We start from the raw sequence: 13,435 nt of genomic DNA on the forward strand, positions 1-13,435 counted from the left end.
CAACCGACCACAACTCTGCAACATCGAGCAGCCCCGCGGGATTAAACGCATATTAAGGGCCACACATAAGAGTTGCATCATCCAACGGCTCATCTTTGAACATATTGTTCGTTTCCCTCAGCACACTACTATCACCATGATGCTGTAATCTATATTATGCCTAGAGTACATCTACAATAAAGTGAATTAATATAAAATGTACCTGTATTAGAAATAGAAAGAACAACATCATGACTCAGACAGTAACAGTAAATTTTAAACTTGACCCCGCCGTAAAGCGGGACATGGAACAGGCGTGTCAGGCAATGGGTCTCACCATGAGTGCTGCATTCACCGTATTTGCCAAAAAAGTTGCTTCAGAGAGACGCATTCCTTTCGAAATTTCAGCACCTGATTCTTTCTACGATCCTCGTAACATTGCATATCTGAAAAATAAGATGCGTGAATACAAAGAAGGTAATCTTCAACTGGTAGAACACGAGCTCATTGAAGGCTGATTAATATGCGCCGCATTCAATGGGATTACGACGCATGGGAAGACTACTTGAACTGGCAATCGCGTGATAAACGAATGCTCAAACGCATAAACCAGCTTATTAGAGACATTGCGAGATCGCCTTTCGACGGAATAGGCAAACCTGAAGCCTTAAAAAACGATCTCCAAGGTTTCTGGAGTCGAAGAATTGATAATGAACATCGAATCGTATATGCAGTCGAAGAAGAGCTCATCGTTATAATCGCATGCAGAGGACATTACGGATGAACGCTGGAGGACCCAATCCAAAACGGTACTCCAGCGTTCATTGATATGGATACGGCAATATGCGCAAATTCCTCTTACACCGCCGCACATCAATTCTCATGAGACTGCTCGGCATCCCGCTTGCGCGAGCGCTTTGAAAGCACCCAGCCGAGCACAGCCAATGGGATGGCGCATCCTGTGGCGATCCATGGAATCATCATGGATACATGTGGGTTGCTGGCATCGATAACCGCTCCGGCCAGGGTGGATCCCATGGCAACGCCGACCGTACCGGCTGTCGTCACCCACGAAAGTCCTTCGGTCAGCGAGCTGGCCGGGACAATATCCTTGACGATGAGATTTCCCGTCGCAAACAGCGGAGATACGCACAGACCTGCCAATATCTCAAAGGCACCAAGCAACACCAAATTATCCATTGACAAGCGGAAAGCAATGAATCCGACCGTAAGCAGACTCAGGAACAGGATCATATGCGACCAATTCGAGCCTTTGAACTGCCTCGACCCAAAGATGAAGGCTCCGATAAGCGATCCAAGCGCAAACATGGCAAGCTGCAAGCCAAGGAATTGCTCAACACCCATAGCCTTCATGGTGGCTGTCATGGATACATCAAAAGCATTGAAGCTCACATTGAATACCACGAATACCGCCAATACAGGAATGATGCCTGGATACAGCAGCACGCTTTTCGGTTTCGCACCTTGTCGATGCAGTGATCGCAATTCAAGGCTATCGGCAGCATCCTCACCTGCACCAGAACGCGAAGCATTCGACGCATCATCGCTGGCCATAGCCCTGCGCACATCGTCATCATCGGCAGGTGCAGCAGCGACCTGCACTTCCCGCATAACCGGCGGCTGAGTGTCGCGCAGAGATAGGAATATCGTGCCTCCAATTCCACATGCCAAAGTCGGCACGAACAGCTGTGATACCGGATGAACCGAGGTTGCCAAGAATGCCGACAGAATAGGCCCCATAATGAAGACGACCTCATCAATCGCGGCTTCTAAAGCATACGCCGTATTCAGCAATTGCTTATCGACCTCATTGCGCAAAGCATAGGTCCATCTGGTTCTCACCAAAGCACCGAAGGCGAACTGGGTTGAGCCCATGACCACGGCCAATACAAACAGCCACGGAATGGGAACGCGCATCAGCACAGCCGCGGCGAACCCAAGCATGGAAAGCACTTGGAGCGTCAAAGCGAAACGACCGACGCGATACTGCCCAAAACGGTCAAACAAGCGCGCGTACAACGGTGTCACAGCAGCAACGGCGAGAATATACACCGCGCTCATACTTCCTGCGACAGTCCAATTGTTATACACATGATTCAAAGCCAACACAATGCCCAAGCTCATCATGGACATGGGCAGTCTGGCGACGGCTCCTGAAAAACAAAATGCCTTGGCGCCAGGAATGGCAAATAACCGAGCATACGGCGAAACAGGGCGAGCTTGCACAGTCGTCATCATCGCACCTCCGCGAATTGCTTGACGTCACCGGCATAGATAAACAAATCCTCAGGCAGGACTCCTTCATCCGCCAAGGTCGAGTGACTGGGACGGATATCTCGATGATTGATGCGGTTCAATCCCTTATGGTCATAGAATCCCACATCGCATGTGGAGTCTGTGTGCAAAAAGAATCCGGACTTGCGCTCTTGCGCGAAATATTGCATGGCATGGCGCCACAGCGATCCACCAACACCATGACCTCGGGCTGAAGCATCAACCAGGAAAAGCTCCAACTCACCCTGTGCAGTATCCGGCAAGCCGCATTCGGCCTCCATCTGCAATTCAATATCGAAGCCTTGATTTGCCTGATCCAACATCATGCTTCCGGCATCGCTTGCTCGCAATGCAAAAGCCGTGCGATCCATCCACTCTTCCACATCAGGGAAGAGGATCTCCGCGCCCTGTGCCCGGGAAAGCGCCACTCCCATAAATGAGCCATTCAACTGTGCTATCCGAGCATCGGTGGCAGGCTGCAGATAGTGCAAGACATAATATCGTGACAAGAGCGACGATGCTACAGAAGCGGCATTAGCATCCGCCACTCCCCATGTTTGGTCAAAGCTGCGCACAATGTCATCAAGATCTTCTATGCGCATTGGACGATATTCAACTGAAGTGGCGCCAAGCCCTTCGCGAATACCGTGGTCTTCTCGATGCATGGCGTGTGCATGCGGTGTTCGCTCAGCAGCTTCTGCTGAGACGCTTGGTTTGCCGTTCGCGGAATAGCCGTTCCCGACCATAGCGATAACTCCTTGTCATATCTGTTTCGCACCTTCGGCATGCGTGTCCGCCCACGCATGCGCTCGAGGGTCGCGGCACCCCGCAATGGACTTCACGACGCGTTTTACAGTCGCGACCAAGGCATTATCGCCTTCGTCCTAGTCAACATCGCTTGCTTCCGGGATGCCGGAGCTCAACTCGGCAAGGATTTCCTGTTCTGTTTTCGCCCGGGCATGCAATTCCCGAGCGTCCTCATTGGATTCACTTAGATAGTAAAGGGTGGCATCGATACTGTCCAGTGGAACCTGTTCTATTCTCGCCAATAGCAAACGATACATATCCAACTGCGCGAGTTTATGGTCGATATCTTCTTGCGAGCGCGGTTTCACACCGGTTTTCCAGTCCACAATAGTGAAGGATTTTGAGGAATCCGACTCATCGAGGCCTCCACGGAACACGGCATCGAGCTTGCCATTGACGATGATATCGCCCAATTGAGGAATGGATACGACGATTTGACGTTCCACCGCAACCGGCACTCGCTTGGCCCATCTCGACGACGCCAGACGTCGCTGCCATTGAATGAGGTGCCTGTCAGCCTGCGATGATCCGGCTGCGATATCGCTTCGTTCGAGATCCTCCAACATGGCATCCCTGCTCGTGAAGAACACCCCATCCATATCCGCCGATTCGCTGCTGCCATCTCGAGCATCGACATCGAACGAATTACCGTTGAAAGCACCGATGAATCGCTCGGCCCAAGCGTGAAACACAGTTCCTTCCTGTGCTGCCGGCGATGACACATGCGGAATGGGACGGATTATTCCGCGCCAATACATGGATGCCTCATGTTGAGACATATGACCGGCACGGGCTTGCACTGCAGTGACGCTTTGCCGCCTTCCAGCAAGCACACGTTCCGCCTGCTTGCGCACCCAAGCATCGATTTCTTTGGAACGAGCACTGCCGTCAGCAATGTTACGAGGCATCAGATCCTCATCATCCGCCACCATAAGCGCACTCTCGAGCAAAGGATGCTGTGGGATTGCATTCTCATCCAATGCGGGCAAATGCTCCATGGAACGAGATCCCACTGCTTGGTATGCCTGTTGCAAGCGTTCGCGCACATGCTCAGAAAGCTGGTACGGCCATGGCAGGCTACCCTCTGTCCCCGCTTCCCGATCAACAGGCGCATTCCAGGCTTCGCCAACCACCGTGTCCATCAACTCTTGCGCATTGTCACCGATGAAGAATCCATCCGGCAGGTCAATATTCGCCTTGTTCAAATCCGACTGTGGATCCAAGTTGCTGGGCTCGCTCACAGCAGCAGAACAATTCAGCGCATCATGGACTTCCTGCCAGAAATTCGATGGGGCCTTCTTGATCGGGCCGGGATAATCACACTGCATGCTCCCATCTCCACGATACGTGAGGAGCACATCTGCACGAGCGCGCGTAATCGCCACATATGCCAACCTTCGCTCGTCGGCATGCAGCCTCCTGCCAGCCTCTTCTTCCTGGGTCAGATACCATGTGTTGGGATCGACGGCATCCATGCTTTCACCCAAGTCGCTTGCCCCGCGCATACTACCGAATATTTCGTCATCGATAAGTTCCACATCATCAAGCGCAGACAGCGCCTGTATGGGATCCTGTGATGGGTCGACATCATGTGGGAACCGAGGCAGAATATCACGGTCCACACGAATAGGAACCGGCACTGCAGTCGGATCACTTAACCAAGTTTTTGCAGTTTCCGAGTATTCCGGTGGTATCCATCCCTCATATGCTTCATCAATGACACTGCTGTTATCAAGAGTCGAACTCTGCTTTCCCTCCTGCCCGTCGCGGACTTTTACAGATAAATTATCGCCCTGATTGCTGGGGAATGTCTTATCTTCAAGCTCCACAACAGCCACTGCATCCCATTCCAATCCCTTGGACTGATGCACGGTCATAAGTGCCACATCAGCAGGCATATCAGGCGTAGCAGCCGTTGGATCATCAATGGTGTCAAGGGCATCGACCCATGCCATAAAACCACGCAGACTTGGCGACTGGCCTTGCGACAATTCCTGCTGATAGGTATCCACCATAGTGTCCAAGGCTTCGAGCGACGCCCTGGCTTCGGCAGGAACCACGGGCTTATCCGGATTGCGCAGCGCCTGAGCGACCACCAGATCCACATCGAGATTCAAAGCTTCCACAGCGGTACGCACCACTTGGGAAACACCCTGGTGCATGGAGTTTCGAACCTTTGACAGCGCTTGCGAGGCCTGGAATATGGATCGTCGCCCATGGTCCGAGATAGATGCCTTGTCAATGGTCTTCGCGCAATCCTGCTGACCTAGCACATCGCTGAGGAACACCATATTGGGCACGCTATCGCTATGTTCCCTGACGATACGGGGCCAATCTGCTCTTGATTCTTCTTCTGAGACCAATCCGGCTTGGACCAATGACGCGAAACGCCGCTCAACATTCAGGTTATCCACGATTTTGGCCAGTGCTCGCAGATCCTGCGCTCCGACACCATATCGCGGCGTAGCCAGCAGTCGCATAAGCGAAGCAGCATCCGTGCGATCGGACGCTGCATGCAGCAAGGCGATCACATCTCGAATTTCCGGACGTTCCAGTACCGCGGAATATCCCACAACGAGCGTTGACAAACCCGCCTCTTGCAAAGCATCCGCAAATTTCGGCATATACGTTTTGCTACGGAAAAGCACCGCCGCATGCGGTCGCTGGTCGCGCACATTGGGGTCGCTTGGGGTGAATCGCGCAATGGCATGCTCGGCAAAGCGCACAACCGCATCAATCTCTTGCCCTAGGGATGCAAATCCGAGAACGCCCACATTCCCTGTCGGCGCTTCATCCAATGTGTGCAATTGAGCCACATCAACTTCACGCATCAGTGAACTACTCGCACGTTTCGGTTCGACGCGCAATGCCTTGGTGAGAATATTGGCTGATTGAAGCACCAATCGGGAATTTCTTCGTGTCACGGAAAGTGATTTCACCGATTGCTCATCCAATGAGAAGTCTCGTTGGAACATTCGGAAAGCTCCGGGACTCGCGCCGCGCCATGCATAGATGGATTGCAAAGGATCCCCTACTGCATTCACCGCACTGTGAGCGGGCCCCTGCCCTTCAGCGTCGAAATCGTGATGGAATAGCGTGGCGAGAAGGGATGCCTGTGTTCCGGAAGTGTCTTGGTATTCATCCAATAACACATGAGTGAATTGCTGTCGATATCGAGCACCAATCGAGGGAAATCTCATCACCAGCTGGTACGCGGCAATGGCGAAATCGCTGAATTCTGCCAGATTGCGGCGTTTCTTCTCTTGGTCGTATGCAGCAACCAATTCGAGGAGCACATCCCTTTTGCGCACCACGTCAAGCAACTGAGCACACTTATAGACACAATATGCATGCCATTGAGCACGGTACTCCTCAAATACCGCTTCGTATTCAGCATCGCTTTGGCGCTTCGTCCGCTTCTTCAGTTTTGGTGTCTTCACCTCTGTATCAGGAATCGTCTCGTCCTTCAAAACGGCATTCAATTGTGCTTCGAAAGCCTTGTCCCACTCTCGAATTCTAGAAATCGCCTCTTGGATATCGGTGCATTCCCCACCGATCATCGAGCTGGAAATCGCACTGGCGAGCGCCGCAGTAGAATTCACGACATTATTGAAACCACCAAAATCCTGCGAACGCGCAATATCCAGATGTTCTCCCACCACTTCAGATATAAGCTGCCTTATGCCCGCGCTGCTCAACGGCTGCGTGTTCTGATCGAATCCGACAAGCAGGCCGTACTGACGCACTATGGACTGGAAGAAGGCATCATAGGTCATTACTCCGGGCTTCATAAAGGCCGCTGCGCCCTGATTTCCTGTGCTGTCAGAATGCTCCTGTCTTGATTGAGCCACTGCCGCCGAAACACGGGTCAGCAGTTCGGCCGCTGCCTTTTTGGTAAAGGTCAATCCGAGTATGCACTCTGCCGGCACATGCTCGGTAGTGATGAGATTGATGATACGGCGTGTCATCGTGTAGGTTTTGCCACTACCGGCTCCTGCCACAACTAGCACATCCGAATCCGCTCTCTCTCGGATTACCGCTGCCTGCTCGGGACTATCCGTTATCCGCGCTGCGCTCATATCGCCTTCACCTCGAAAACCGTATCGACCTTGCCCGCACATGCCGGACACACATTTTCACCGCCCAAACCGCTCCGGGAAAATCGGCAGTATTCCTTATGCGCCTTCGTTGGACGCGCCAACAAATGATCGGCTGTGCTTGCCGCCGCCGCATAAAATACGCGAGCAATCATGGTGAGAGCCCAAATGGCCTGCGAACCCTCCAAGTCAAGAACCTTGCCCCAAGTTCGGTTATCAAATCCTTGCGGAGGTTCTTGCGGCAGAGGATCCAATTTTGCAAGACTGCTCAGAGCTGTGTAATGATAACGGGCTGCGAACGGTGCCGTGTTGAGACTCCCTGCAGTGAATAGCGAGGGTTGGAACGCGCCTTCTGCATCATAGCTACTTGCCGGTGCATCTTTAAACGCCACGTGGAAAAGCGCACTCTGTGTAATATCCGGCATCGCCTTCAATGCATCTGTGCCTCGTTTCCCACCTTCTGGGAAGGCCAGTCCCAATTGGTAACACACCAATTGCAAATCGTTGAAGATGTTATCAAGACTCGGCACTATTCCGGTTTTATAATCGATAACCCGCATATGCTCACTTCCATCGGCCCATCGCCGATTTTCCAAGCGATCAATGCGCCCGTGCAATCGAATGCTTATGTCTTCGCGAGCATCCACAGGCCAACCGCCCATAAGCACGCCCAGCAGCTCGAATATCTGATGGAGAGACAATGGCTCAACGCCTTTCATTGCGTTATATGCCTGCATAATGTCATCAATATCGAAGACCGCGCTGAACTCCCGCTCGCATTCCACACTTTCGAGCGCCCCGGCATATATATTTTTCTTCGCCTGAGGATATGACGGCGCATTCGACTTTACGAAATAACTGGCAATATTATGCAGAATTTGCGGTACCTGATCCTGCCTATGCAATAACGCGTATCGGTCGATAGCGGAAGGCACAGCCTCTGGATCGTCCTTCAGTGCATCATATATCTCTTGTAACCGTTGAGCGATTACCTCGATATTCTCCTCCTCGCTGATCGCTTTCATCGATTCGGGCAAATCTATGCCCTCTTCGCTTGCTTGCTGTGCGACGGCGTGAATAATGGTGCCGAAACTGGCAAAAATGCTACCTGGTCGAGGACCGGAGAATCTGTTTTCCAGCAACCAACACACTGGGCATCCCCACAGATTATCGACTGCCGATGGGGAAAGGGTGATCGGATCCTTGCGACTCCCGTCCTCTGCATCAGTATCAGGACCAGAACCAACATCAGTTTCTGTATTCATACCAGTCTGAACAACCTCAGCACTGTCTGGCGCTTGAGCCTCATCAACCATATAGGGCCACGCATTCGGATCGGCTGCATCAATACCGCGAGCGCGCAGAACCGCGAGCGCATCCGCCGCATCCTGTGACTCTGCGCTCTGCGTATCATGCGTTGCCAATGTGATACGAGCCGCTGTGACGATCCCTCTGGGATCGGCATCGAGACCTGCATAGCCGCCGGCATCCTGAACTTGGGCATATCGTCTCTTGCTGGCATCCGCATGCTCTTCTCGACTGCAATATTCAGGAAGATACATATACAAGAAGTCAGAGGGAACCATATCGTCATTGAGCACAGCACTGATATGCAGACTCTCGTCAGCACGGGTCACGGCCACCATAAAGCTTTTTTGTTCGGCATACAGCACTGAGAGCAGCCGTGGATCATTACCCTGCTGGGATTGATGGATCTTGCCATGCAGCATCGCATCGGCAAGCTCTTCTCCGCCGAACATGGTATTGCGGGCAGCCAAATTGGGCCAGACCTTCTCCTGCATAGCCGGAATCCACACACAAGGCCAATGCTGCCCTGCAGCCCCGGCAGGTGTGGTCAGAGTGATCGCTTGATCGATCGGCGCCACCGTCGCCAAGGAATCCGCTTCAATTCGCATGGAAAGTACCTGAGCTATGAAGGAAGCAATGGTGGAATCGGGCGCACTGCCTTCGGCATAGGTGAAGAGCCGCATCGCCGTGTCCAGACGATTATTTGCAGTGCGTCCCTCTTCGGTATTGTTCAATGCCGTCCTTTGCCATCTCTGGGCCACGCCACAAGCCTCCCATGCCACGGACAAGGCGTACTGCGGATGCTGGGACGGCAGCGCGTGCAAGGATTGCGAGACCTTGGATACCAGATCCCACATAGAGCGGAAAGCTCGAATATTCGGATCGGTTCCACCGACTGCCGCGATGACATCCAGCAGCTCCTCCGCTCCTTCAGTATGCAAAGCAAGCATAAGAATCATGGCATTTGCATCAAATGGCATAGTGGCGTCACTGGGTTGAACGAGTTCATCATGTATCTCTACGGTGCTTCCAGCTGCAAGACGCACGCGTTCCTGTGCTGCGTCCTCCGTCCACTGCTGGCGCAGCTTTTCCCATGCTGCACGCACACGACGCAAAGGGCTGTATGCCGTATCCTTATCGCTGTCGTTCTGGATCTTTTCTGAAACTGACTTTGCTTGAATCCCATCCTGAGATTGAACCGGCTGACCGGCAATTGCGGCGGTATCCTTCTTGCCGGGCTGTGGCACCGTTTTCGATATCGCTTGTTCCAGAACTCCAAGCGCTTCCAGAGCGGATTGCACCACTGTCAATCGAACGGGAACATCGCCACCGCCGTTGCGCACGCCCGCATTGATCAGAGGACTATTGATGAGTTGACGCACCTTCTCACGGGCTCGCTCAGCCATGGTTCGCAGCCGCAGACCTGAACTTCGGGCCATTTCATCGCGCATAGAAGCCAAATCAATCAACGCAAACAGGCCTTGAACGAAAGGTTCATCTTTCAGTGGACGAGTAATCGATGAATACCGGACCGGAACCCCATCGCGTCGCAATCGTTCGCCAAACATACGCACTGCGGCATTGTCATGCGCTATCAAAGCCATATCATTCCATGATCGGTTTTCGACCAAGTGGGCATGCTTCATATGCCAGACCACATCGTCAAGCTCCTCTTTACCTGATCGATACAGCGAGAATCGCACACTGTGATCCTGAGTGAACTCTGTTGCTTCGTCACTGCCTATCGGTTGATCCGCAGCCTGGCTAGCTCTCCCATCCTGCCCGGATTGCGACGGCTCTTCACCGCTGCCTTGTATTTTCCACGGACGTTGCGGAATACTGGTATCGAATTCCTCCAAGGAGCCTATTGATGTAGAAATTCGTGAAGCAAGCCGGTGCAAGGAAGCTGTGCGTGCAGGTGTATCCGACAAGGCATCTTCTCTTGACTTGCCATTTTCGAAGCCCTGTTCATCAGCCGTTTGCTGTTCCGATGATTGCATGGACCGATCTGTGACATCAGGCAAAATATATTCTGCCGCTTGCAGTGGTTCGCGTGCTGCGCGCAATATCAGAAATTCAGGATATGACCCTCTAAAGCTTTGCACTGATTCATCCGGATTGCCAACCATAACGACGCGCACACCGTGAACCACCAGTGTTTCCAAGAATGAGAAACCAGCCAAGGTCATGTCCTGAAAATCATCCACTACGAGCAGAGCCGGCAATTCTTTCTGTGAAAGAGCCGGAACTGAATGCGAGGCTTCTACCAATAGCTGCGAAGCATCCAGACGATATTCATTCTCGTATTTTTCTGTTATCATCGACCGATATTCGCGGCGCAAAGCAAATGCGAGTCGCCATTGGGTATTGAGTCGTTCGCCGGTTCCAGCGAGATGCAATGCCATGTCAATCAATCGGGTTTCTTGACCCTCATCAACTCCCAACTCATCCATACGAGCCAGCATGTCCCTGAGTTGACGAACCAGTGCGTCATTGATACCACGAGCGAATAGTGCGACTGTTTGCGCCGATTGAACCGTTTTGGGTGAAGCAGTCCCTTCACGCCTATCACGCTCTATTGCGGAATCTCCACCTTCCCCGTTCACCATGTGCAGTGTCGAATCTTGGCCTGATGCCCGAATCGCCATAGTGAACCATTGCTCGACGGCAAAGTACTCGCGGAGCAGTGCGCATGTCTCGCATTGATCCCCTGTTTGTGCATGCATGATATGCACTGCCAATACCTCACGGAGCAGGGCATCTTGTTCTGCACCATTGAGCAATCGTGGCGCGTTCAACCCGTCTCGATTACGCTGTGCAGAAATAATACGGAAGGCCACAGCGGACAATGTGGTGACGGGTCTGCTCTGAGCCGTGCTTCCCAAGCGGCGCACCACCTGATCAGCCAAAGAACGTGCCAGAAGTCGGTTTTGAACGGCCATGACTGCCCGATCATCCCCGAACTCTCGCAGTCCTTCCATCAACGCTTCCAGAGCGAATGTGGTTTTCCCTCCCCTCGGCAAACCGATGACCATCAGGGTTTTCGTAAGATTCCCCGAAGCATTACGCAATTCCCCTGAAATCAAGGAATGCACCCTGCTCATATCTAGGTGCTGATTTCCTGCATTGTGCACGGCCTCACTCCCCTGTGTGCCCTGCATAGCATCTTCACCGCTGCCGCTTTTCGACTTTTGTATGCCCTCGCTCAGACTCATATCATCAGAGTAGATGCCGGTTGTGAACCTCAGCGTCAAACGGCGTGTTCCACTACATTCATGGCCGTATCTTTCAGTCATATATACAAGGCTTCCATACGCGCCTTATCAAAACGATGAATAGGTAATGTGTAAGTCATCTTGCAGGCTTGCGCATCGCCTATTCATCGAAGCAAAATCATGGGTAGCTCATGACTTTTAATCCGACTGTTGAAATGCCTCAGGTCAAGAATGCCACCGTGAATCTCTGCGGTTCGAGAGTAACCAAGTCAGAGACACGATTGTGGGGGGGGCACTACCAAGTACTTGCATCTGTATGCGCGAAAACCCAGCCATCACCTTGACGTCTGAAGGTTGAACGCAGATCCAGATTCCAAGTCCCCTGCGAGCCCCAAATATTTGCAGTTGTTCGTGAACGCATCCTCAAAATAGGATGCTCGCCATCGCCTTCAACTTCGACGGAGACCACATCGACTTTGTCATATCGCATTCGGCCGTCCGCTAGCTGATTCAACCATTCCTGTCCGGATTGCCCATACCCGGTCATATGCACCAATGAATAGTTCGGAGCAAGTATGCTCTTCAATACTCCCACATCGGCGTGGAGCATACCTCGGATTAGCACATCATTGATATCAAGTATCGATTTTGTTATTTCCTTGGACACTGGCATAAATCACTCATTTCTATCGTATACAGCACTCGTCACAGAGGTCATATAAAGACATGCCCGATCGATAAGTACATCGATTAACAACACTCTTCTACAAGACTCAAGCATCTGCATGCAATGCAGCCAATTGCTCTGCGATTGACTCTTCCGTGTCTTGTGTAAACACTTCGCAGGTATGCGCCGTTATTGCAGGATCAAGCAACCCTTCCACCAGCACATCACCAACATCGGATGGGGATGCCTGCCCGTATTCAATACGATCCCCTTGCATAAGTTGCGCATTACCGGACGCACCACGCTCAAACCACCCGGGACGAACTATGAAATATGGCAATCCAGAAGCACGCAAGGCCTCTTCTCCCTTGCGTTTATAAGCCAAAACAGGGGCGTCTGAATGACTGGTACCGATTGAAGTCATCAATGCGATCTTCGTGTCACTACCCGATAATGCGCTGACGACATTCGCTACCGCACCGAAATCGATGGCCTTATATCCTCGCTCATCCCCATATGGAGCCCCATGCGTCATAATTACGCCGTCCGCACCTTGAACAAAGGCCATAACATCATTCAAGTCGGTCAAGTCTCCAGTAACGATTTCAATATTATCGGCATATTGCGAAAATAATTGACGAGCCGACTGCTCCCTACGGGTCAGTACTCGCACATGCAGACCATGTTCTACAGCACTTCTCACCGCTTCACGACCAATAGTGCCTGTTGCTCCACATATCGCCAATTGATGAATGCTCATAGCATCTCCTCGTCTTGCATATTCCGGCACTGATTCCAATCAGCCCCGGCCCGTTTCCAACCAGCCATTGTGGTATCGCTTCAAACAAACATTCGCAATATTCACGGCCGAGCTATGTAATTTGCAACTCCCTCATCTGCAAATATGTGAACCCGACCAACCAAGTCGACTTTGTGATATCACCCGACATCGCTTTGTCTGTTTGGCGATACGCATCAATACCGTCCAGCATATTTCTTCAAGTTTGCTTGAAGTCAAGTTCACTTAGGGCATACTTCGCACTCGGTTGCATACACGAAATGGGCGG

Annotated in this window: 8 protein-coding genes; 2 read left to right on the plus strand and 6 right to left on the minus strand. The window is 52.1% G+C overall.

The features are described 5' to 3' along the window. Positions 1-230 precede the first annotated feature (230 nt). Together BITS_RS01570 and BITS_RS08860 are read left to right on the plus strand one after the other, a co-directional pair. Entirely contained in the window at positions 231-497 is a 267-nt protein-coding gene (locus tag BITS_RS01570; RefSeq protein ID WP_026642879.1) for a type II toxin-antitoxin system RelB/DinJ family antitoxin, read from the plus strand. A gap of 5 nt (positions 498-502) precedes the next feature. Next, the gene (locus tag BITS_RS08860) at positions 503-763 is read left to right on the plus strand and encodes a Txe/YoeB family addiction module toxin (RefSeq protein ID WP_081693606.1); all 261 of its coding nucleotides are present in this window, start codon (positions 503-505) and stop codon (positions 761-763) included. An 89-nt stretch (positions 764-852) separates the two neighbouring features. Here BITS_RS08860 and BITS_RS01580 read toward each other — a convergent pair whose 3' ends face one another. From BITS_RS01580 to BITS_RS01605, 6 genes are all read right to left on the minus strand, one after another. Continuing rightward, positions 853-2,238 carry an MFS transporter gene (locus BITS_RS01580; RefSeq protein ID WP_407712221.1) on the minus strand — a complete coding sequence of 462 codons (1,386 nt, stop codon included), beginning with the start codon at positions 2,236-2,238 and terminating at the stop codon, positions 853-855. Continuing rightward, complete coding sequence (locus BITS_RS01585; protein ID WP_152571153.1) at positions 2,235-3,020, minus strand: GNAT family N-acetyltransferase; 786 nt, start codon at positions 3,018-3,020, stop codon at positions 2,235-2,237. The genes BITS_RS01580 and BITS_RS01585 overlap by 4 nt, the downstream gene beginning before the upstream one ends. Positions 3,021-3,158: 138 nt before the next feature. Beyond that, on the minus strand, positions 3,159-7,160 hold the full coding sequence (locus BITS_RS01590) for an ATP-dependent DNA helicase (RefSeq protein ID WP_026642875.1): 4,002 nt from the start codon (positions 7,158-7,160) through the stop codon (positions 3,159-3,161). After that, positions 7,157-11,701, minus strand: a complete 4,545-nt coding sequence (locus BITS_RS01595; RefSeq protein ID WP_420795446.1) for a PD-(D/E)XK nuclease family protein — start codon at positions 11,699-11,701, stop codon at positions 7,157-7,159. The genes BITS_RS01590 and BITS_RS01595 overlap by 4 nt, the downstream gene beginning before the upstream one ends. A gap of 295 nt (positions 11,702-11,996) precedes the next feature. Next, entirely contained in the window at positions 11,997-12,374 is a 378-nt protein-coding gene (locus BITS_RS01600) for a nuclear transport factor 2 family protein (RefSeq protein ID WP_051264399.1), read from the minus strand. Between the two features lie 100 nt (positions 12,375-12,474). Further along, on the minus strand, positions 12,475-13,128 hold the full coding sequence (locus BITS_RS01605; protein ID WP_051264398.1) for an SDR family NAD(P)-dependent oxidoreductase: 654 nt from the start codon (positions 13,126-13,128) through the stop codon (positions 12,475-12,477). Positions 13,129-13,435 lie beyond the last annotated feature (307 nt).

Source organism: Bifidobacterium tsurumiense (genome assembly GCF_000741765.1).
In the GTDB taxonomy this organism is placed as follows: domain Bacteria; phylum Actinomycetota; class Actinomycetes; order Actinomycetales; family Bifidobacteriaceae; genus Bifidobacterium; species Bifidobacterium tsurumiense.